Source organism: Polaribacter sp., from assembly GCF_965660385.1.
GTDB lineage: Bacteria > Bacteroidota > Bacteroidia > Flavobacteriales > Flavobacteriaceae > Polaribacter.
This window is the reverse complement of the sequence record NZ_CBFHZT010000042.1, coordinates 1-21,919: the sequence shown is the minus strand read 5'-3', so window position 1 is coordinate 21,919 and position 21,919 is coordinate 1. Positions and strand designations below refer to the sequence as shown.

25 protein-coding genes and 1 tRNA gene are annotated in these 21,919 nt (G+C 30.1%); 11 read left to right on the top strand and 15 right to left on the bottom strand.

The window, feature by feature from the left end; translation table 11 throughout:
* Window positions 1–128 precede the first annotated feature (128 nt).
* A tRNA-Leu gene (locus tag ACTG3V_RS11850) sits at window positions 129–210 on the bottom strand.
* Between the two features lie 124 nt (window positions 211–334).
* Here ACTG3V_RS11850 and ACTG3V_RS11845 point away from each other — a divergent pair.
* The 5 genes from ACTG3V_RS11845 (at window position 335) to ACTG3V_RS11825 (ending at window position 4,013) form a co-directional block, all read left to right on the top strand.
* Window positions 335–1,276, top strand: coding sequence for a ribose-phosphate pyrophosphokinase (locus tag ACTG3V_RS11845; RefSeq protein WP_439132378.1), 942 nt, complete (start codon window positions 335–337; stop codon window positions 1,274–1,276).
* 16 nt (window positions 1,277–1,292) lie between these two features.
* On the top strand, window positions 1,293–1,883 hold the full coding sequence (locus tag ACTG3V_RS11840; protein ID WP_439132377.1) for a 50S ribosomal protein L25/general stress protein Ctc: 591 nt from the start codon (window positions 1,293–1,295) through the stop codon (window positions 1,881–1,883).
* Between the two features lie 213 nt (window positions 1,884–2,096).
* Entirely contained in the window at window positions 2,097–2,663 is a 567-nt protein-coding gene (gene pth, locus ACTG3V_RS11835; RefSeq protein ID WP_439132376.1) for an aminoacyl-tRNA hydrolase, read from the top strand.
* A 107-nt stretch (window positions 2,664–2,770) separates the two neighbouring features.
* Entirely contained in the window at window positions 2,771–3,262 is a 492-nt protein-coding gene (locus ACTG3V_RS11830) for a hypothetical protein (RefSeq protein ID WP_439132375.1), read from the top strand.
* Between the two features lie 4 nt (window positions 3,263–3,266).
* Complete coding sequence (locus ACTG3V_RS11825) at window positions 3,267–4,013, top strand: hypothetical protein (protein WP_439132374.1); 747 nt, start codon at window positions 3,267–3,269, stop codon at window positions 4,011–4,013.
* 3 nt (window positions 4,014–4,016) lie between these two features.
* Here the strand turns inward: ACTG3V_RS11825 and ACTG3V_RS11820 are convergent, their stop codons facing one another.
* From ACTG3V_RS11820 to ACTG3V_RS11785, 8 genes are all read right to left on the bottom strand, one after another.
* On the bottom strand, window positions 4,017–4,550 hold the full coding sequence (locus tag ACTG3V_RS11820; protein ID WP_439132373.1) for a hypothetical protein: 534 nt from the start codon (window positions 4,548–4,550) through the stop codon (window positions 4,017–4,019).
* A 74-nt stretch (window positions 4,551–4,624) separates the two neighbouring features.
* Window positions 4,625–5,074, bottom strand: a complete 450-nt coding sequence (locus ACTG3V_RS11815) for a 6-pyruvoyl trahydropterin synthase family protein (protein WP_439132372.1) — start codon at window positions 5,072–5,074, stop codon at window positions 4,625–4,627.
* 86 nt (window positions 5,075–5,160) lie between these two features.
* Window positions 5,161–6,657, bottom strand: a complete 1,497-nt coding sequence (locus ACTG3V_RS11810) for a GH3 auxin-responsive promoter family protein (RefSeq protein WP_439132371.1) — start codon at window positions 6,655–6,657, stop codon at window positions 5,161–5,163.
* Window positions 6,657–7,523 (bottom strand): M23 family metallopeptidase, encoded by an 867-nt coding sequence (locus ACTG3V_RS11805; RefSeq protein WP_439132370.1) that lies wholly within the window; start codon window positions 7,521–7,523, stop codon window positions 6,657–6,659. Before ACTG3V_RS11805 ends, ACTG3V_RS11810 begins: the two co-directional genes overlap by 1 nt.
* A 45-nt stretch (window positions 7,524–7,568) precedes the next feature.
* Entirely contained in the window at window positions 7,569–8,150 is a 582-nt protein-coding gene (gene nadD, locus ACTG3V_RS11800; protein WP_439132369.1) for a nicotinate (nicotinamide) nucleotide adenylyltransferase, read from the bottom strand.
* Window positions 8,151–8,259: 109 nt separating this feature from the next.
* Complete coding sequence (gmk, locus tag ACTG3V_RS11795) at window positions 8,260–8,844, bottom strand: guanylate kinase (protein ID WP_439132368.1); 585 nt, start codon at window positions 8,842–8,844, stop codon at window positions 8,260–8,262.
* Between the two features lie 90 nt (window positions 8,845–8,934).
* The gene (locus ACTG3V_RS11790) at window positions 8,935–9,801 is read right to left on the bottom strand and encodes a YicC/YloC family endoribonuclease (RefSeq protein ID WP_439132367.1); all 867 of its coding nucleotides are present in this window, start codon (window positions 9,799–9,801) and stop codon (window positions 8,935–8,937) included.
* 36 nt (window positions 9,802–9,837) lie between these two features.
* Window positions 9,838–10,734: a DMT family transporter gene (locus ACTG3V_RS11785; RefSeq protein WP_439132366.1), complete on the bottom strand. Its 897-nt coding sequence runs from the start codon at window positions 10,732–10,734 to the stop codon at window positions 9,838–9,840.
* 193 nt (window positions 10,735–10,927) lie between these two features.
* Between ACTG3V_RS11785 and upp the strand changes: the two genes are divergently transcribed.
* Complete coding sequence (upp, locus tag ACTG3V_RS11780; protein ID WP_439132365.1) at window positions 10,928–11,581, top strand: uracil phosphoribosyltransferase; 654 nt, start codon at window positions 10,928–10,930, stop codon at window positions 11,579–11,581.
* Here the strand turns inward: upp and ACTG3V_RS11775 are convergent.
* Window positions 11,576–12,493: a DUF6427 family protein gene (locus ACTG3V_RS11775; RefSeq protein ID WP_439132364.1), complete on the bottom strand. Its 918-nt coding sequence runs from the start codon at window positions 12,491–12,493 to the stop codon at window positions 11,576–11,578. The genes upp and ACTG3V_RS11775 overlap by 6 nt on opposite strands.
* 41 nt (window positions 12,494–12,534) lie before the next feature.
* Here ACTG3V_RS11775 and ACTG3V_RS11770 point away from each other — a divergent pair, with 41 nt between their 5' ends.
* The 3 genes from ACTG3V_RS11770 to ACTG3V_RS11760 all read left to right on the top strand — a co-directional run bounded on the left by ACTG3V_RS11770 (window position 12,535) and on the right by ACTG3V_RS11760 (window position 14,512).
* Window positions 12,535–12,756: a DUF6341 family protein gene (locus tag ACTG3V_RS11770; RefSeq protein ID WP_439132363.1), complete on the top strand. Its 222-nt coding sequence runs from the start codon at window positions 12,535–12,537 to the stop codon at window positions 12,754–12,756.
* Between the two features lie 9 nt (window positions 12,757–12,765).
* On the top strand, window positions 12,766–13,437 hold the full coding sequence (gene trmB, locus ACTG3V_RS11765; RefSeq protein WP_439132362.1) for a tRNA (guanosine(46)-N7)-methyltransferase TrmB: 672 nt from the start codon (window positions 12,766–12,768) through the stop codon (window positions 13,435–13,437).
* Window positions 13,438–13,540: 103 nt separating this feature from the next.
* A complete protein-coding gene (locus ACTG3V_RS11760) occupies window positions 13,541–14,512 on the top strand; it encodes a type I phosphomannose isomerase catalytic subunit (protein ID WP_439132361.1) in 972 nt (323 codons plus the stop codon).
* A 2-nt stretch (window positions 14,513–14,514) separates the two neighbouring features.
* On the opposite strand, the gene mutS is transcribed toward ACTG3V_RS11760, so the two are convergent.
* Window positions 14,515–17,124 carry a DNA mismatch repair protein MutS gene (mutS, locus tag ACTG3V_RS11755; RefSeq protein WP_439132360.1) on the bottom strand — a complete coding sequence of 870 codons (2,610 nt, stop codon included), beginning with the start codon at window positions 17,122–17,124 and terminating at the stop codon, window positions 14,515–14,517.
* A 118-nt stretch (window positions 17,125–17,242) separates the two neighbouring features.
* Between mutS and ACTG3V_RS11750 the strand changes: the two genes are divergently transcribed.
* The gene (locus ACTG3V_RS11750) at window positions 17,243–17,776 is read left to right on the top strand and encodes an RNA methyltransferase (RefSeq protein ID WP_439132359.1); all 534 of its coding nucleotides are present in this window, start codon (window positions 17,243–17,245) and stop codon (window positions 17,774–17,776) included.
* A 3-nt stretch (window positions 17,777–17,779) separates the two neighbouring features.
* Here the strand turns inward: ACTG3V_RS11750 and ACTG3V_RS11745 are convergent, their stop codons facing one another.
* Window positions 17,780–18,163, bottom strand: coding sequence for a hypothetical protein (locus ACTG3V_RS11745; RefSeq protein ID WP_439132358.1), 384 nt, complete (start codon window positions 18,161–18,163; stop codon window positions 17,780–17,782).
* A gap of 19 nt (window positions 18,164–18,182) precedes the next feature.
* Window positions 18,183–19,193, bottom strand: a complete 1,011-nt coding sequence (locus ACTG3V_RS11740) for a PDDEXK nuclease domain-containing protein (RefSeq protein ID WP_439132357.1) — start codon at window positions 19,191–19,193, stop codon at window positions 18,183–18,185.
* Window positions 19,194–19,299: 106 nt separating this feature from the next.
* On the opposite strand from ACTG3V_RS11740, the gene ACTG3V_RS11735 reads away from it, so the two are divergent.
* Window positions 19,300–19,530, top strand: a complete 231-nt coding sequence (locus tag ACTG3V_RS11735; protein WP_439132356.1) for a P-loop NTPase fold protein — start codon at window positions 19,300–19,302, stop codon at window positions 19,528–19,530.
* A 30-nt stretch (window positions 19,531–19,560) separates the two neighbouring features.
* Here the strand turns inward: ACTG3V_RS11735 and ACTG3V_RS11730 are convergent, their stop codons facing one another.
* Together ACTG3V_RS11730 and polA are read right to left on the bottom strand one after the other, a co-directional pair.
* Window positions 19,561–20,361, bottom strand: a complete 801-nt coding sequence (locus ACTG3V_RS11730; protein WP_439132355.1) for an SH3 domain-containing protein — start codon at window positions 20,359–20,361, stop codon at window positions 19,561–19,563.
* Window positions 20,362–20,374: 13 nt separating this feature from the next.
* The coding region (polA, locus tag ACTG3V_RS11725; RefSeq protein ID WP_439132354.1) for a DNA polymerase I at window positions 20,375–21,919 on the bottom strand (1,545 nt) is incomplete at its 5' end.

Here is a 21,919-nt window from a genome sequence, read left to right as displayed (position 1 = left end):
TTTTTGAGGAAATAGAATTGAAAATTAAAAAGTAGTTTTTTATCTATTTGATAAAACGAAATGTTACTAAAACGTTACTATGGTAAAAATAAAACCCTGTAAATCAATTGATTAACAGGGTTTTTTCGTACTCAAGGTGGGAATCGAACCCACACTCCCGAAAGAACTGGATTTTGAATCCAGCGCGTCTACCAATTCCGCCACTTGAGCTTATTTAAAATGGTTTGCAAATTTAGTAAATATTTTTAATTTATCTGAAGAAAATTTAATCCTAAACTCAAAAAATTATTTCTACTTTTGTGGTATAACAACAACACAATAAAAAACATTTCTTATGATCATTAGTGCTCTTGCCCCAAAACTTTTTGCCTGCAGACAAAGTAAAAATTTAGCAGCTAAAATTGCCAAAGAATATAATACTGAATTAGGAAATGTTGAAATCACTTACTTTAATGACGGCGAATTTCAACCAGCTTTTGAAGAATCTGTAAGAGGAAGACGTGTTTTTATCATAGGTTCTACTTTTCCGAATGCAGATAACTTAATGGAAATGTTGTTAATGTTAGATGCCGCAAAAAGAGCATCTGCAAGACACATTACAGCTGTTATGCCATATTTTGGATGGGCAAGACAAGATAGAAAAGATAAGCCAAGGGTAGCAATTGGTGCAAAATTAGTAGCAAAATTATTAGAATCTGCTGGAGCAACTCGAATTATGACCATGGACTTACACGCAGATCAAATTCAAGGGTTTTTTGAAAAACCTGTAGATCATCTCTTCGCGTCAACCATATTTATGCCTTATATAAAAAGCTTAAATTTAGAAAACTTAACTATTGCATCTCCAGACATGGGCGGATCAAAAAGAGCATACGCCTATTCAAAACATTTACTTTCTGATGTGGTAATTTGTTATAAACAAAGAAAAAAAGCAAATGTAATTGGCCATATGGAGCTAATTGGTGATGTAGAAGGTAAAAATGTAATATTGGTAGATGATATGATTGATACTGGGGGTACACTGGCTCATGCAGCAAATTTGATGAAAGAAAGAGGTGCAGAAAGTGTACGTGCAATATGTACACATCCTGTACTATCTGGTGGTGCTTATGAAAAAATCGAGAACTCTGCTTTAACAGAGTTAATTGTTTCAGATACAATACCGTTAAAAAAAGAGACATCTAAAATAAAAGTTGTATCTTGCGCGCCCTTATTCGCTGATGTTATGCATAAAGTGCAAGATAACACTTCGATAAGTAATCAATTTTTAATGTAAATTTTAACAAAAAGTAATGAAATCAATTACAATTAAAGGATCAAAAAGAGAAAGCGTGGGCAAAGTAGCTACTAAAGCCTTACGTAATGCTGGAATGGTTCCTTGCGTTATATACGGAGGAGAAGCACCAATTCACTTTTCAGCAGAAGAAAAAGCGTTTAAAAACTTGGTGTATACTCCAAATGTATATACAGCAAGCATTAACGTTGATGGACAAAAAATTAGTGCAATCTTGCAAGACATTCAGTTTCATCCAGTGAGTGATAAAATCTTACATGTAGATTTTTATCAATTATTTGATGATAAAGAAATTACAATGAGTATCCCAGTTAAATTAACAGGTACTTCTCCTGGAGTTTTAAATGGTGGTTCTTTACGTTTTACAAACCGTAAATTAAAGGTAAAAGCATTACCTGCTAATTTACCAGACTTTGTAACTGCAGATATTTCTAAATTAAAAATCGGAAATAAATTGTTTGTAACATCATTAAAGAATGATGATTATACATTTATGCACCCAGACAATACAGTAGTTGTTCAGGTAAGAACGTCTCGTAACGCAACAGTTACCGCTGATGAAGAAGATGAAGAAACAGCAGCAGAATAAATTATTGTTATTCTAATAAATATCACTAAAGCGTTACATTTTTGTAACGCTTTTTTTACACCCTGAACTCGTTTCAAGGTCTTTTGATTAAAAGAAATTACTAATAAAATTAAAAGAACGTAACTTTATATTTCTTCTTACTTTTGAAGAATCAAAATTTTGGTTTTTTTAAAAAACATATTAGGTATTAAAATTGAAAGTAAAGAAGAGTTGATGAAGAAATTTTTAATTATAGGTTTAGGAAATATAGGTGATAAATACACCAATACGCGCCACAATATTGGTTTTAAAATTATTGACGAGGTTGCAGAAGAACACAACGTTGCTTTTACAACCGAAAAATTAGGTGATATAGCCAGCTTTCGATTTAAAGGAAGAACTTTTATCCTATTAAAACCGAATACATTTATGAATTTAAGTGGAAAAGCAGTAAAATATTGGATGCAAAAAGAAAATGTTGCTATCGATAATATTCTTGTTGTTACAGATGATTTAAATATCGATTTTGGTACTATAAGAGTTAAAGCGAAAGGAAGTGATGGTGGCCATAATGGATTAAAAGATATTCAAGAAAAACTAGGCACTACAAAATACCCAAGATTTCGTTTTGGTGTAGGAGCCAACTACTCTAAAGGGCGCCAAGTAGATTACGTTTTAGGTGAATGGAATAAAGATGAAAATAGCCAATTAATAGAGCGTTTACCAACATCAGCAAAGGTAATTACTTCTTTTGGTACAGCTGGTTTAGCCAATACCATGAATACTTTTAATGGTAAATAAGAATCAAACTTAAAAGTTTGGGTTTGAGTTAAAACTTTCCAATAATTTAAAGCAACCTTTTTAAGATTTTTACATCTATATTGTATATTTAACTAAATCTTGAAGTTATGAAAAAAATTGTTGTGGCTATCTTTTGCTTAAGCTTAATGAGTTGCATTGATAACTGGGGTAGAACTACATCTGTAGACCCTGTATGGTCCAGATATGATCCAGTTACAATGTCTAGAACTGAGTTTGAAAATTCAATTGAAATTCAAGAAAAAATACCCGTTTCAGAATCATCAAAAATATACATTATTGGCGATTATATTTTTGTAAACGATAAAAGAGCTGGTTTCCATATATTCGATAATACAGATCAAACCAATCCTATTAAAAAGAAATTTCTAAAAATTCCTGGAGCTACAGATATTGCAATTAGAAATAATATGCTCTATATTAATCAAGCTACAGATTTAGTGGTGTTAAGTTTAGAGTATTCAACATTTAATGTGGAAGTTAAAAAGCGATTAAAAAATGTTTTTCCAGAGTTACTTTCTCCAGATGGAGAATCTTTTTACGAAAATGACAAAGTAGTGGTAAACTGGATTCAAAAATAAAACTATGAAAAAGAGATATTTAATTTCGTTACTTGCCATTTTGATTGCTTTTTCTTGTAGTGAAACCAATAATTCTGTTTCCGCTGATGTTGTAGGTGATGGACAAGGAGGTTCTTTAGCAACATTTATTTTAAAAGGAGATTATTTATATACTGTTGATTTTTTTAATTTGTCTGTATTTAATATTAACGATATTGCTAATCCTAAAAAAGTAAATACCATCAATGTTGGTTTTAATATAGAAACCCTATTTAGCTTTAAGGATTATTTATTTATTGGTTCTCAAAATGCCATGTTTATTTATGATGTTACCAATGCTGAGTTACCAAAATTATTATCGCGTTCAGACCATTTTAGAGCTTGTGATCCTGTAGTTGCCAACAATACAAATGCCTACGTAACTTTGCATAGTAATGCAACTTGTGGTGGTGCTGTAAACGAACTAAAAACGTATAATATAGAAGATGTAGAAAATCCTATTTTATTAAATACAAGAGGATTAACACAACCAAAAGGTTTAAGTTTATATGGTGATAATTATTTGTTAGTTTGCGACGATTCTGTAAAAATATTTGACGTTTCAGATCCAAGTGATTCTAAATATATTGATGAAATTGCAACGAAAGGTGCTATAGACATCATTATAAGAAATAACCATGCTTTTATAATATCAGAATTCGCTGTAGAACAATATGAGTTAAGTACTAGTGATATTAGTAATATCACCAAAATAAGTACGTTTACTTTTTAATATTTATTTTCTAGTAAAGCCAATAGTGGTGCTAATTTTTTCGACATTACCATTGGTAGGAACATCTATTTCTTGAAACAACCCAAAACTATTTTGATTAAATACTTGAACTTCTAATGTGCCAGTTAAATTTTTTATCAAAGCACCAGAAAATGTAATGGTATTGTTTGCAGTATCAATAGTAAAATTTCCAGAATTATCAATTGAAATAATATCTCTAGTTTCAACAGCATTGCCAACAACAGGAGATAATTTATAAACAGTAGTATAACTACCAATCATGCTATAGGTACCATTTGCAAACATTTCTACATCAACCTTAAACAAATCTCCTTCAGTACTTGCTGTGGCAACTTTAACAGGAAAACCATTCGTTGTAGTAGTAATATCTGTACTAATACTTAAATTGCTAATAGTATAACTACCTGCTATATTTTCATTGGATAGTATATAAGAAGGCCCACTTTCAGCATCACCACCACAACTTAAAAAAGCTATAGCCATAAATAGCGCCAAAACGTATTTAAAGTTTTTCATAAGAATAAATTTTTGTCAAATATAACTCAATAATTAAGATGATATTGCCTTACCCAAGTTACATTTCTATTAAATTAATTTTCGCTTGCAAACCACTCTGCAAAACTGGTATCAGTTTCTTGTAATTTTATGGAATGTAATTTAATATTTTTGGGTAACCTGTTTTTTATCTTTTCAGCAAAATCAATTACCATCATTTCACTAGTAGGTTGATAATCAACTAAAATAACATGATGCCCCCTATCTTTTAATTCTTTTGCCAACTCTATATGAGGTGTGTTTTTATTAAACACAGTAGCATGATCAAAAAGATCTACAATTTCTTCATTAACGATTTTTTTTAAATCGCCAAAATCAATCACCATACCAAACTTAACATTACTATTATCATCTATAGGAGTACCAGAAACGGTTACCGCTAATTTATAGGAATGCCCATGCACATTTTTACATTTACCATCATAACCATATAAAGCATGTCCTGTCTCAAAATTAAATTGTTTTGTAATTCTAATTGTACTCATTAACGTCTGTTTCTAAATTTGTTGTAAAAGTATACAATAACCAAAACTAATGCTAAAACTAAAAATAAATAATTTCCTCCCATTTTTTAACCTTTTAAGAAATCTTGTAATACGTCTGCTATTTTTCTATTGTCCGATAACTGCGGAATTTTATTCTGTCCCCCAAATTTTCCAATAGATTTCATGTAGGCATGAAATCCACCTTTTTTTACCTTTCTGATGATAAGTGGGCGCAAAACCTTCCCTTCAATCAAATCGAAATAATAAATATTTTGTGCTTGCATAGAAGCATCTACTTTTTGAGCAAATTCTTCTATATTTTTTGGTTCAGTTTCAAATTCTATAAACCATTCGTGGTAAGGTAAACCATTTTTTGGGTTTACTTGAGGTGCTACTGTAAACTCACTAATATTAATATCTGTGCCTTGTATAGCATCATTTAAAGCCTTTTCTACTTCTTTACCAATAACATGTTCGCCAAAGGCAGAGATAAAATGTTTTATTCTACCAGTAACTTTAATTCTGTAGGGTTTTGTGCAAGTAAATTCAACAGTATCACCAATATTATAACCCCATAAACCAGCTGTTGTATTTAAAATGATCACATAGTTAACGCCTATTTTTACATCTTTGATGGATATTCTTGTAGGATTTTCATCAAAAAACTCAGTAGCAGGTATAAATTCGTAAAACATACCAGAATCTAATTGCAAAAGCATTCCTTTTTCTGTTTGTGAATCTTGATATGCAATAAAACCTTCGGATGCTGGATACAGTTCTATATAATCAATTTTTTTACCAATTAAACTTTCAAACTTGTTTTTATAGGGTTCAAAATTAACACCACCATAAATGAAGAAATTAAAATTCGGGAACAATTCTGATACTTTTTTGCCTGTTTTTTCAATAAGTTTTTCAAAGTACATTTGCACCCAAGAAGGTATTCCGCTTATTACAGACATGTCTTCGTTTATGGTTTCCTCAACAATGGCATTTACTTTTGTATCCCAATCTTCAATACAATTGGTTTCCCAACTTGGCAAACGATTTTTCAATAAATACTTAGGTACATAATGTGCAACAATACCACTTAATCTACCTAATTTTACGCCATTTTTATCACTTAAAACAGGGCTTCCTTGCAAAAAAATCATCTTACCATCTACAAAACTTGCATCGTTTTTTTCTGCTATGTAAAACAGTAAAGCATTTCTGGCAGCTTTAATGTGTGTTGGCATAGAATCTTTAGTAATAGGGATATATTTTGCGCCTGAGGTTGTGCCCGAGGTTTTTGCAAAATAGAGTGGTTTTCCTGGCCAAAGTACATCTGATTCTCCTGCTACAACTCGGTCTGCGTAGGTGCGTAAACCTTCGTAATCAGAAACGTTAACACGTGCTTTAAAATCATCATAAGAAGTGATATTTTTAAAATCGTGGTCTTTACCAAAAGCGGTATTTTTGGCTTTAGAGATTAAATTTTTAAACACTTTATCTTGTGTTTTATGGGGGTTGTTTGCCCATTTAAATACTCTTTTTGTTGCGAATTTAGCAAACGGTATTGCCAATATAGATTTTATACTCATTATTTAAAATCAATCAAATTTGTAGGATTTACAGCATAACCGCCACTCCAAAGTTCAAAATGCAAATGTGGTCCAGTAGTCAATTCTCCAGTAGAACCAACACTTGCAATTACTTCGCCAGATTTTACATAATCACCTTGCTCTTTTAGTAAGGTTCCATTGTGCTTGTAAACAGAAATGTAATCATGGGCGTGTTTTAAGATAATTACATAGCCAGTTTCTGTGCTCCATCCCGAAAAAATAACAGTTCCATCTGCAGTAGCTTTAATTGGTGTACCACTTTTTGCAACAATATCTACAGCCAAATGCTTGGATTTTGCATCAAAATTTTCTGAAATTGTACCTGTTAACGGCGCAAAAAATACAATTTTTACATTGCTTGTGGCATTGTTTTGTATTGGAAAACGATCTTGACTTTCAATCTTTTCTCTAAAAATAGAATCTTCTTTAGTCGCGTTTAGCAAACTATCTACTATTATCGTTTTATCTGCTGCAATTGCTATAGAGTCTATAATTTCTGGTTCTATTTTACCTGTAAGAATAGGTTGTAATGCTTTGGTATAGTCATGCATTACATCTAATTTTCTTTTTAACGAATCTGTTTGAAAAGCCAATTTTGTAGCCTTTATTTTTAAGGCTGTAGATGAATACCCAGGAATAAATTCTTTAATTGGCGTAAAAGTAATGATAAACGTGGTTACTAAAATTAATAAAAAAGAAAGGACACCACCTAAAACAAACACGTTTAAAAGCGATAATTTTAAAGAAAAACGTTCTTCAAACGTGTCTTCATTTAAAACTACTAATCGATATTTATCGGTTAGTTTTTGTTTTAATTTTCCTTTTTTCTTGGTAGTATTATCCACAGAAATTTGCTTTAACTTTTAGTGTAAAACGTAAAAATAACGAAACTATTTTTTATAAAAATTCATTTCATCAATATATTGCCAAACTGCTTCAGGAAATAGTGGTTTTACGTTCTTTTTTTCTTGAATTCCTTTTCTAATCATTGTTGATGATATTTGCATAATTGGTGCATCAACTTTATGAATTTTAGCATGATTTTTAAATCGATGTGCAACAGTTCCTTCAGCTATTCTTGGATAAACATAAATATGATGATGCTCTAAAATGGTTTCATAATTTTTCCATTTGTGAAAACTATTTAGATTATCCTCTCCCATAATTAAGCTAAATTCTTTTTCAGGATATTTCTCAGAAATGTGCAATAAAGTATGCACAGTGTAATTAGGTTGAGGCAAATTAAACTCAATATTTGATGGTTTAATTTTCGGATAACTTTCTGTGGCTCTGTAAACGAGTTCAAATCTATGGTGATTCTCTAACAAAGAACTTTTCTTTTTAAACGGATTATGAGGAGTTACAACCATCCAAATTTCGTCTAAATCAGAATGTTCTACGATATGGTTGGCAATAATTAAATGCCCAACGTGAATTGGATTAAAGGTGCCAAAATATAAACCGATTTTCATTTTATAAAAGTTTAAAGCTACGAGTTTGAAGTATCGAGTTTAGTTTTTGAAAGATTAAATGTCTTGTTAACTTTGCTACAAACTTCATACTTTCAAATTTCAGCCTTTTTTATTTTTTTAACCCCAAAAAATCACTAACCAAATCTTCTGCTTCTTTTAAAGCAACATCTAGTTCGTAATTTTTAATGATTTTATCAAATTGCGGAGCAGTTGCCAATTCTACAGAGGCTTTTGCAATACGCATGTTAATTTTATCTTCACTTTCTGTTTTACGCTTTTTTAAACGAATTTTTAGTTCGTCTATACTGGGTGGTTTTACAAAAACAGACAAGGTTTTTTCAGGGAATTTCTTTTTAATTCGCAATCCGCCAGCAACATCAATATCAAAAATAACATGTTTTTTTTGTGCCCAAATACGTTCTACCTCACTTTTTAACGTACCATAAAAATTATCTCTGTACACTTCTTCCCATTCTAAAAAATCATCACTTTTAATATGGTTTTTAAAATCTTTTAAAGATATAAAATAATAATCTTCGCCATTTTTTTCTTCGCCTCTTGGTGCTCTAGAAGTGGCTGATATAGAGAATTCTAAATTAAATTTTTCTTGATTTAATAAATGGCGAACAATGGTAGTTTTACCAGAACCAGAAGGTGCTGAAAACACAAATAATTTTCCTACAAAATCTGACATAAATTTTCAATTTTTGTCATTCTGAATTTATTTCAGAATCTTTTTTATTAATATTAGAAACTGAAATAAATTCAGTTTACTTTAGTTATACTAAAGCACATTCAAAATTTGTTCTTTAATTTGTTCTAATTCGTTTTTCATCTGAATCACTGCTTTTTGCATGGGTGCAAAATTGGCCTTAGAACCTGTGGTGTTGATTTCTCTACCCATTTCTTGAATAATAAAACCTAACTTTTTTCCATTAGAATCTGGGGTAGCTAAGGTTTCTAAGAAGTAATCTAAATGATTTGCCAAACGTACTTTTTCTTCGTTAATGTCTAGTTTTTCGAGATAGTAAATCAGTTCTTGTTCAAAACGATTTTCATCGGTATCAACCTTTAAATCATCGATAGCCTTTTGTAATCTCGTTTTTACGTTTTCAATTCTATCTGCGTCTAAAGCTTTAACTTCCTCAAGATATTTTTTAATATTAACAATTCGTTCTTTAAAATCAACTTCTAAAGAAGCGGCTTCATCAACTCTATATTGTACAATTTCTTTAACTGCTTCATCAATATGTGTATCAATTAAAGTCCACTCATTTTCATCTAGCTCTTCGCGCTCAGTTTTTAAAGCATCAGGCATGGTAATTGCCATTTTTAGCAGTTCTACATCATCTTCACTACCAATAAAAAGGGTGTTTCTAAGTTGCTCAACATAGTTTTTTACAACACTTGTATTTACGGTGGTAGAAGTTTCATCAGCAGTCATTTCTACAAAAATGGAAAAATCTACTTTTCCTCTTACTAAAGATTTTGCTAGCTTTTTACGCACAGACAATTCTTTTTCTTTGTAGTAAGAAGGTATTCTAACGTTTAAATCTAAGTTTTTACTGTTTAAAGATTTTATTTCTATGGTTACTTTTTTGGTTGGCAATTGCAACACAGATTTTCCATAACCTGTCATAGATTGAATCATACAAACTTTCTTTTAAATGAGTGGCAAAGATAAGTTTTATTTTGATGTCTTTTTTTGCTGATCCGTAACTAAATAAACTCCTAAAAATATAATTAAAGTGGCTATTATTTTTATGGGGTTTAAAGAATCGCTTCCTACCATTAATGCAAATCCACTAGCAATTACGGGTTGTAAATAAATAAAAACACTTACAGTAGTCGGTTTTAATTTTGATAATCCATACAAATTGAACAAATAAGTTATACAAGTAGTAAAAACAACTACAAAACCAATATTCCAGTAAATATGTGTAGGAATAGTAGTCCAATCGATTTCTAGAAATTCTGCACTACTAAAGGGAATCACGAAAATTAATCCGAATAAATAAAACCATTTTACGAATAAAATAGGGTGGTATTTCTGAATTAAGTTTTTGGCTAAAACCAAATACAAGCCATAAGAAGCAGCATTAACAAATACAAGAAAATTACCTAGAGTATTGTTTGAACTATTAGTGGAGGTTGTACTCCCCAAAGTGATTAAACCTAGCGCACCTATTAAACCAATAAAAACGCCTAAAATTTGTTTTTTTGCTATTGGTTTTTTTATGATAATACTTGAAAAAATGAGTACCATAATTGGCGAAGTAACCATCATTACAGAGGCACTTATGGGTGAGGTGTAACTTAAGCCCTTAAAAAATGCTAACATATTTAAAGCAACACCAAATAATGAAGCAACTGCTATTTTTTTATAATCTTGTTTTTCAATTTTTCCAGTTTTTATAAAAAAACCAAGGATCCAAAAGATAATTGTTGCCCCTAAAACACGAATTAAAATAAAACCAAAGGGTTTTACATATATTGGCATTACTGCTTTGGCTATAGTATAATTAATTCCATAAATAAACGTTCCAATAAATACAGCAATTAGTGCTAAAGTTCTTGTTTTCATTATTTTTTATAAAGGGTGCAAAGTTGGTGATTTTTTTTACAGACCAAAAAAAGAGCTCCAATTTATATTGAAACTCTTTTAGGTAGGTTAGTTGGTTTTTAGTTGATTGTTATTCAGTTAAATAACAATAAAAAAGTAATGTAATATACAAATTTTAAGGTATTAAATTATATTTGTTTTAGAATTCACAACCATGAAAATACATTATATAGGAAAAAACAACTCTATTTTAAATAAATTTATTGCTGAAATAAGAGATCAAAACATTCAAAAAGATGCGCTTCGTTTTAGAAGAAATATTGAGAGAATAGGAGAAATATTGAGTTATGAAATTAGTAAAGAACTCAATTTTTTTGACAAAGTAGTAAAAACCCCTTTAGGAGAAAAAGTAGTTAAAACTCCTGTAAAAGATATTGTGCTTTGTTCTATTTTAAGGGCAGGTTTACCTTTACATCAAGGACTTTTAAATTATTTTGACGATGCAGAAAACGCTTTTATTTCTGCTTTTAGGCATCACCCAAATAATGATAGTGATTTTGAAATTGTGGTAGAGTACTTAGCATCACCAGAAATAAATAACAAAACCTTATTGTTGGCAGACCCAATGTTGGCTACTGGGCAATCTTTAGTAACGGTTTATGAAGCTATTAAAAAAACAGGAACTCCAAAAGAAATTCATATTGTAGCAGTTATTGGTGCTAAAAGCGGTATAACTTATATTAAAGATAAATTTCCAGCAAATACGCATTTATGGATTGCTGCCATAGATAATGATTTAAACGAAAAAGGATATATTGTACCTGGTTTAGGTGATGCTGGCGATTTGGCTTTTGGTACTAAATTATAAAAAATAATGTACCACAATAGTAGCAGCTAAGAACAGGTAAAGTAAACTGTCTTTTACTATTTTTTTTTGAATCAATTCAATTCCGTTTGCCAAAATAATAGCTGTTGGTAAAAATATATATACCAATTCTGAACCTGTTTTTTCTGGTAGGTAAGCTAAAAAAACAAAGATTATGGTAAAATTGGTGAGTAGCACAATCCAATTTTTTCGAAACGTATTATTTATCGATAAGGCTTTTATCGATTTTATGAATATGGATAAAAAAGTAAAAAACAAAACACTATTTATAAACCAAAGGTAGTTTGATTGCGTATAAAACTCGAGATTAAAAATAAAATTAAATTCGAAAAGTTTTGTAAAAATATCAAGATTATCTTGACCAAAAAGATAGGTGAAATAAATGATTAAAGGCGTGATAAAACCAATGATAGGTATAAAAATGGATTGAATTGTAATTTTATTGTGTATGTAAATTGCGATATATATGAATACTAAAAATAGAATTGAAAAAGGTTCTAATATAAATAGGATGCCCAACCAAAAACCACCATCAAAAAATTTTTCTATTGTTTTTCTTGATGAATGTAAACTGTATATTTTTCTCAAAAACAGCAGGTAAATAAAAGTTTTTAGTAAAATGAGATATTCAATCAATTCCGAAGAAATGCTAAGTAATAATAAAACAAACAAAAAATAAGCATAAGAATTGTCGAATGTTAGGTCGTTTTTATTATTGATAAAATTAAAAATAAAAAAGATGCTTAAAAAGCATAAGCTTAAAATGGTACTTTTTACCAGTTTATCTGAAGTAAATCCATCCTGAAAAATAGTGTAAAACAACCCAACTAAGAAAAAAATCAACACACCAATAAAATTGATAGGTTTAGATTTGTTTAAAAAATTGGCTAACATCTTTTCTTTTATTATTTTTGCGCTGTAAAGATACTTAAGTTATGATAGCAAGCAATATTTTTAGATGGATTGGTAGTTTATTTACCGATGTTTTATTTTTACCTTTTAAATGGTTACGACTAGAACTTGCGACTGCAGATTTAGGTTGGTGGCTGTCTAACGCTGTAAATTGGTTATTCTTAGTAGTTCTTTTGGTATTGTTCGCATATTGGATGAAAGAGTCTAAAAGATTCTTGGACGAAGGAACAGAAGATAGAGCATAATTTTACGACTTGGGAAGTAAAAATAAATTAAAACGTTTTGAGGAAAACAAAACGTTCAGAAATGTTATTCAGCCAACTAGAGATGAAGTTCTAACTGATTTCTCTTATAAAGGAAAATGGCATTCTTTTTTTAAAAATAATAATCCAATTATTGTTGAATTGGGCTGTGGAAAAGGTGAATACACAGTTGCTTTAGCACGAAATAATCCTGATAAAAACTATATTGGTATCGACATTAAAGGTGCCCGTTTTTGGAGAGGAGCTAAAACTGCAATCGAAGAAGATCTTAAAAATGTAGCTTTTGTAAGAACACAAATAGAATTGGTTGATTTTATTTTTGCTCAAAATGAAGTTAGTGAAATTTGGATTACTTTTCCAGATCCGCAAATAAAATACCAACGCACCAAACACAGAATGACTAATGCCAATTTCTTGAAGAAATACCATCATATTTTAAAAGAAAAAGGTATTGTAAACTTAAAAACAGACTCTGAGTTTATGCACGGTTATACTTTAGGTTTGTTGTCTGGCCAAGGGCATACCATATTATATGCAAACCACAATGTGTATAAAAATGAAGGTGCACCCAAAGAGGTTACAGCAACACAAACTTTTTACGAAAATCAATATTTAGAAGTAGGTAAACCGATTACTTACATTCAATTTCAATTGAATTATTAAAACGTTTTCGTAATTTACTGAAAATCAAATTTATTATTATTTCTTAAAAGAGATTTTAATAGTAAATTGTACTCAAAAAATTATCCTTTAAAAAAGCATTAATATGAATTTATATCCTTTAAAATTTACACCACTTTATAAATACAGAATTTGGGGTGGAGAAAAATTGAAAACTGAATTAAATAAAAACTATACTGAGGATAATATTGGCGAATCTTGGGAAATTTCTGATGTTTCTGGTGATGAAACTGTGGTTGCTGAAGGTACTTTAAAAGGTAAAACGTTACGAGATTTAACTAATGAATTTAAAGGTGATTTTGTAGGAAATGCGGTATATAAAAAATTTGGAGAAGAGTTCCCATTACTCATAAAATTCATCGACGCCAAAACACCACTGTCTATTCAGGTGCATCCTAGTAATGAAGTTGCCAAAGAACGTCATAATTCTTTTGGTAAAAACGAAATGTGGTACGTAATGCAAGCTGATGAAAATGCAGAATTGATTGTTGGGTTTGATGAAGAGATTACTACAGATGGTTATCAAAAACATTTAGAAAATAATACAATTCTTGATGTGATGCATCACGAAATCGTAAGCAAAGGAGATACGTTTTATATTCCAACAGGTAGAGTTCATGCCATAGGTGCAGGAGTTTTATTGGCAGAAATTCAACAAACTTCTAACATTACCTATCGAATTTATGATTATGATAGAGTAGATGCAAAAACTGGCGAAAAACGAGAGTTACACACAGAAATGGCTAAAGATGTATTAGATTATAAGGTGCATAGCTCTTACAAAACAGAATATAATTTAGAGAAAAACACCTCAAATAAATTGGTGCATTCACCATATTTTAGAACTAACATTTTAGATGTTGATGCCACTATTGATAAGGATTATTCAGATATCGATTCCTTTGTAATTTATATGTGTGTAGAAGGTGCTATAGATGTAATTTGTGAAGGTAAAACGCATACTATTCAACAAGGAGAAACATTGTTGTTGCCAGCATCACTTAAAAAAGTAGCATTGAAAGCAGTCAATGCAAAAGTATTAGAGGTTTTTTATTAGTATTATTTTTTAACCAACATTCGTTTAATTTCATTCAATTTCATCAACGCTTCAATAGGTGTTAACGTATCAATATTTGTTGCTAAAATTTCTTCTCTAATATTTTCTAACAAAGGATCATCTAATTGAAAAAAGCTGAGTTGCATTTCTTCGTGTTGCGTTTGTTTTAAAACGTCTTTAACTTCGGCACTTTTATTATTTTTTTCTAATTGTGCTAAAATTTTATTGGCTCTGTGAATTACCATATTTGGCATTCCTGCTAACTTAGCAACGTGGATTCCAAAACTATGATTAGAGCCACCTGAAACTAATTTACGCAAGAAAATAATATTATTTTCCAATTCTTTAACTGACACATTAAAGTTTTTTATGCGCTCAAAAGTTGTGGTCATTTCATTCAATTCGTGATAATGTGTGGCAAATAAGGTTTTTGCTTTAGAGGGATGTTCGTGTAAAAACTCTGAAATTGCCCAAGCAATAGAAATTCCATCATAAGTTGAAGTTCCTCTACCAATTTCATCTAACAATATTAAACTACGTTCAGAAACATTATTTAAGATGGATGCAGTTTCATTCATTTCTACCATAAACGTAGATTCGCCCATAGAAATATTATCACTCGCACCAACTCTTGTAAAAATCTTATCAACAATCCCTATTTTTGCATTTTGAGCAGGTACATAACTTCCCATTTGTGCCAACAAAACAATTAATGCAGTTTGCCTTAAAATGGCAGATTTACCAGACATATTTGGTCCAGTAATCATAATAATTTGTTGTTGATTTCTATTCAAAACAACATCATTAGCAATATAATTTTGATCTATGGGGAGCTGTTTTTCAATAACAGGATGTCTACCATTTTTGATGTCTAAATCAGTACTTTCATCCATTATTGGACGCACATAATTGTTGTCAATCGCTAAAACCGAGAAAGACAATAAACAATCTATTTTTGCAATAATCTGCGCATTTTCTTGAACAAGATCTACAAACTGAATGATGTATTGTAACAGTTTTGAGAAAATTTCTTGTTCTAATTTGGCAATTTTTTCTTCAGCACCTAAAATTTTAGTTTCGTATTCTTTAAGTTCTTCAGTAATGTATCGTTCAGCAGAAACCAAAGTTTGTTTTCTTATCCATTGCTCAGGCACTTTATCTTTATGAGTATTTCTAACTTCAATATAATACCCGAAAACATTGTTAAAAGCAATTTTTAAACTTGTAATTCCTGTAGCTTCGGTTTCACGAGCCAGCATATCATCTAAAAACTGTTTTCCTGAGGATGAAATGGCGCGTAAATCGTCTAATTCTTGATGTACATTATTGGCAATTGCATTTCCTTTATTGATGTTTACAGGAGCATCATCAAACAAGGTTTCAGAAATTTTAGTGATTAAGTCTTCGCAAGTGTGGAGTTGCTTTCCAAGATTTTGGACTGCTTTATTTTTACTAATTTCAGCAGCATTTTTTATCGGTAAAATTGCTTTCAAAGAATCTTTTAACAACACAATTTCTCTTGGTGAAGCTTTACCTGTGGCCACTTTAGAAATGAGTCTTTCTAAATCTGAAATCTGTTTCAGTTGATAAGTAACCGTTTGCGAAAATTTATCAGAATCAATAAAAAACTTTACCAATTCATGTCGATTTTGAATCGCATCAATATTTTTTAAAGGCAATGCCAACCAACGTTTTAATAAACGACCACCCATGGGTGAAATGGTTTTGTCAATCACATCTAAAAGCGTAACTGCGTTTATAGAATTTGGGTTGTACAATTCTAAGTTACGAACCGTAAATCGGTCCATCCAAACATAATTATCTTCAGCAATTCTGCTGATATTTTGAATGTGTTTTAATTGATTGTGTTGTGTTTCTGATAAGTAATACAACACAGCACCAGCAGCAATAATTCCGTTTTTTACATCCTGAATTCCAAAACCTTTGAGACTTTTTACTTCAAAATGATTTTGCAAAGTTTCGTTAGCATATTCTTTTTGAAAAATCCAATCATCCAAATAAAACGTATAATATCTATTTTCAAACAATTCTAAAAATTGCTGTTTGTTTTGCTTTTGTACCAAAACTTCACTTGGAGAGAAGTTTTGTAACAATTTATCAATATATTCTGCTGTTCCTTGTGCCACCAAATATTCGCCTGTAGAAACATCTAAAAATGAAATTCCGAGTTGTTTTTTATCAAAATGGACAGCAGCTAAAAAGTTGTTTTTTTTACTTTGTAAAACTTCATCATTTAAAGAAACTCCAGGAGTAACCAATTCTGTAACGCCACGTTTTACAATTTTTTTGGTCATTTTTGGATCTTCCAACTGATCGCAAATGGCAACACGCATTCCTGCTTTTACCAACTTTGGTAAATAGGTATTTAAAGAATGATGAGGAAAGCCAGCTAAAGCCGTTTCAGAATCAGAACCAGCCCCTCTTTTGGTAAGTGTAATTCCTAAAACGCCAGCCGCTTTTACAGCATCATTACCAAAAGTTTCATAGAAATCTCCCACACGAAAAAGCAACATAGCATCAGGATATTTGGTCTTGATGGCATTGTACTGTTTCATTAAAGGAGTTACCTTTTTCGCTTTTGATTTTGCCAAGTTTTTGGAATTTTTCAATTAGTTTTGCGAAGATATAAAATATAGTTGTTAGTGTTTAGTTTTTGGTTGTTAGTTAGCACTCCATCAACTAAAAACCACAAACCAATAACTAAAGAATATGAGGAAATTAAAAAATAACGAGTTAGGAAGAATTTCGGTTGATGAATTTAAATCGACTAAAAAAACACCTTTAATCATTGTTTTAGATAATATTAGAAGTTTAAATAATATTGGTTCTGTGTTTAGAACTAGTGATGCTTTTTTGATTGAAAAAATTTACTTGTGTGGTATTACAGCAACACCACCAAATAGAGATATTCATAAAACAGCTTTGGGTGCTACAGAATCTGTAGATTGGGAATATGTAGAAGATACTTTAACTTTAATTCAAAAATTAAAAGATTCAAAAATTAAAGTTTTGGCTATTGAACAAGCTGAAAATTCTACAAAATTAGACACTTTTTTGCCTGAAAAGAATCAGAAATATGCTATTGTAATGGGAAATGAGGTAAAAGGTGTGCAACAAGAAGTGGTAAATGCGAGTGATTTATGTATTGAAATTCCGCAATTAGGCACCAAACATTCTTTAAATATTTCTGTAACTACAGGAGTTGTTATTTGGGATTTGTTTACAAAAATAAAGGCGCTTTAATTTTTAAATTGTAGTTGCAGATGGGCAAAACAAAAAATCTGTAGGATTGTCAATATCATATAAATATTGATGGGCTCTAGATTCTTTTTTGCAAAAAGGTGTTATCAATTTAATCATATTTTCGAAACCTTTTACCGTTAAAATACAGAAAAAAGTTTGGTTGTCTTTAGTCAGAATTCCTTCATCCGTTTTAAACAAACCTAAAATTAAATTGCAGTTTACAGGTTCAATAAAATCGACTTGAGCTAAATCTAATTTTTGCTTTTTAAGAATTACCACTTCTATTAATAAATCTCTAAATTTTATGGCTTCAGATTTATCAAAATTATACAAACGCACCAAGTTTTCTTGTAGTTCGTTGTAGTTTTCTATGTAATCTAGTTTCATTTAATGTTTTTGATTTATTTTATTTATCAAGCTTTTTTCTTTCAATTTTTTCTCTAGCATTCAATAAAGCTTCGTGTAATTTTTTCTCTAGCTGTTTTTTAGGTAAAACTTCTGTCCAGTATTCTGCTACCATAATTCCATCTTTATGCATCTCCAAAAGCTCTATTTGTTCTTTACTTGCTTCTGTACATAAGATAATTCCAATTGGCGATTTTTCTCCTTTTTGCTTTTCGTGTTTCTCTAGCCATTTTAAATACAATTCCATTTGACCTTTGTATTTAGCTTTAAACTTATCTATTTTAAGTTCTATGGCAACTAATCTTTGCAATTTTCTGTGATAGAATAATAAATCTAAATAATAGTCATCATCATCTATTATCATTCTTTTTTGACGTTCAACAAAAGTAAAACCATTTCCTAATTCTAATAGAAAAAGTTCTAGCTCTTTAAGAATTGCAGTTTCTAAATCGTTTTCTAAATAACCGTCTTTTAAGCCTAAAAAATCGAGCAAATAAGGGTCTTTAAAAATTCCTTTTTCTATTTCTTTGCTTTTATAAATTTGGATATCAGCTTTTTCAGTTCTCTCAAAAACTTTTTTTGATATTTGATTTCTTAACGCTCTAACGCTTGTTAAATTATCAAATACATTTTTTGAATAGAAGTTTCTTTCTTCTCTTGTTTTTAAGGGAATCAATACTAAAAAATGAGACCAAGATAAATGTCGTGACAGCGTAACGACTTTTTCAAAATCGGGAAATTTTTCAAAAAATTGAAGCATTCTTCGCAAATTTTTTTCTTTAAAACTGGCGCCAAAGTTAGCTGACAATTCTCGTGACAACGAAACGATAATCTGTTTCCCATATTCAGCTCTACTATTTTTTAAAATTTCAGATTGAATACGTTTCCCTATTTGCCAAAACATAATGGTTAGTGAACTATTTGCCTGAACTACTACTTGAGTTTGAGTTTTCTCAATAATGGAAATTAAATCTTTGAGTATATTTTGATAGTCAGCTTTTTCTATGGACATAATTTTAATTCTAAAACCAAAGATAATGTTAATAGTTGAGTTCTTTAATTTCAAATTTTGATGAGTTTTGAACTCTAAATTTCAGTAACTTTACTAAAAAAAGAAAATGTCAAAATTGCTGGCCAATTTACCAATTGAAGATTTAACTCCTGAAAATGATTATATAGGAATCATAGAAAAAGGAACACTTTTAAAATCTTTCTTTTTAAATAACAAACACGAATTTTCTAAAATAAAAATATTTTCTATTTATGGAGAATGGGGAAGTGGAAAAAGTATCTTAATGAAGTATTTAGAAAAAGAACTAAAAGGTTCTTTTAATACTTTTTTCTTTTAATCTTGGGAGTTTGAAAGCGATTTACAGAAATTATTGTTCTCTTAGAAGCTGTACTCCATCCCAAGTAAGCGTTTTTAAGATTTCAATTTTATCTTCACCTTCATTTAAAGGAGTTATTTTAGCATAAATTATTTTATCCTTTTTACCATTTTTATCGCTTGGAAATAGGTACGTAAAATAAGGTTCGGGTCCATCACAATGATTATTTTCGATTTTTGTTAAGTTGATAAGTCGATTGTTTTTATCAACTAAATAAAAATATTCATCAGTATTTGAACAACAAGCACTGTAAGAGGTTTCAACTTTAATGATTTTAATAATATTTTTTAATCCACTCTTTTTGTCAACTGTAATAGTAGCTCCGTCATAAAATTCTAAATCTCCAATTTCAAACTTTGCTAAATTAGTATGTTTTTTATTTCTTAGATTGATGAATATCGGTTTTGTTTCAATGTTTTTTTGAAAAGCTTCCCAGTATTTTTTTTCAGTAATTGAATCAATTTTAGTGAGATAATAATTACCACTTTCAGCTCCTTTATTTGGAATTTTATCAGTTAAAAACCCACTAAAAACATAGCCTTTTATATCTTCTTTAAAATTTTTTACTTTTACCCAATTGCCATTTATAATTTTTCCATCATCCTTAATTTGTAAACTGATTTCTATTTTTTTGATGATGTAAACTCTCGTGTTATTTTCTAATTTTCCTATTCTTAAAGCATTTTTATTTGGTGCATTCCTAACAATTAAACCATTTGGAGCGTTAACAAATTTTACATCTTGAGAAAATACAGATATAGTAAATAATAATAAGAATAACGTTATTTTCATAGCTTATATTTTTCTAGTGCGCCTCTAACCAATTATAGCCCAAACCAATTTCAACATCTAAAGGGACACTCATTTTAAAAGCGTTTTCCATTTCATGTTTAATAATCGGTTCTATGGTTTCTAGCTCGTCTTTATGCGCATCAAAAACCAATTCATCATGTACCTGTAATAACATCTTCGATTTAAAACCTTCCTTTTCAAAACGGTTGTAAATATTTATCATGGCTAGTTTTATAATATCAGCAGCAGAACCTTGTATTGGCGCATTTACAGCATTTCTTTCTGCACCAGATCTTACCATTGCATTTCTAGAATTGATGTCTTTTAAATAGCGTCGTCTGTTTAAAACCGTTTCTACATACCCATGTTCTCTTGCAAAATCCACTTGTGCAGCCATGTAAGCTTTTAATTTTGGATACGTTTCATAATAGGTATCAATCAATTCTTTTGCTTCACCTCGAGATAAATCAGTTTGGTTGCTTAAACCGAAAGCAGAAACTCCATAGATAATTCCGAAGTTAACCGTTTTTGCATTACTTCTTTGTTCACGAGTAACATCATTTATATCAACATTAAAAACTTTTGCAGCAGTAGAAGCATGAATGTCTTCGCCATTTTTAAAAGCATTAATCATATTTTCTTCTTCACTTAAAGCAGCAATAATTCGCAATTCTATCTGAGAATAATCTGCGGCTAACAAAAGATAGTTATCATTTTTAGGAATAAACGCTTTTCTAAGAGTTCTTCCTTCCTCAGTCCTTATAGTTATATTTTGCATATTAGGATTGTTAGAACTTAATCTTCCTGTTGCAGCTACAGCTTGAGAATAAACTGTATGTATTTTATTAGTTTTCTTGTTAATTTCTTTTGGTAAAGAATCTAAATATGCTGTTTGTAGTTTATTTAAACTTCTCCATTTAATAATATTTTCAACAATTTCATGATCATTTTTGTGGTAATTTAAAACTTCAATTCCTGTAGCATATTGCCCAGTTTTAGTTTTTTTGGGTTTTTTTGAAATTTTCAAATCTTCAAATAAAACTTGACCTAATTGTTTAGGTGAAGAAATATTAAAGTCATAATCAACAAATGAATGTATTTTGTTTTCTAATTCTAAAATATCTTTTTTATTCTTCTTAGAAAGTTTTTCTAGGATACTTTTATCAATATTAATACCTTCAATTTCCATAGCTGTTAGTACAGATACTAGAGGCAATTCTACATCAGTAAACAATTTGGTAACATTACCACTTTCTAATTCATTTGTAAAAAGTTGTTTTAGTTGAAAGGTAATGTCTGCATCTTCTACTGCGTATTCAGTTTGATCTTTTATAGGAACCACTCGCATAGAAAGTTGATTTTTCCCTTTTTTACCAATCAATTCTGTAATAGAAACTGGTTGATAATTCAAATACGTTTCTGCCAAAACATCCATATTATGACGCATATCTGGATTGATGAGGTAATGGGCAATCATCGTGTCAAACAATTTGCCTTTTACAGGCATTTCATAATTTGATAAAACCTTAATATCATATTTTAAATTATGTCCAACTTT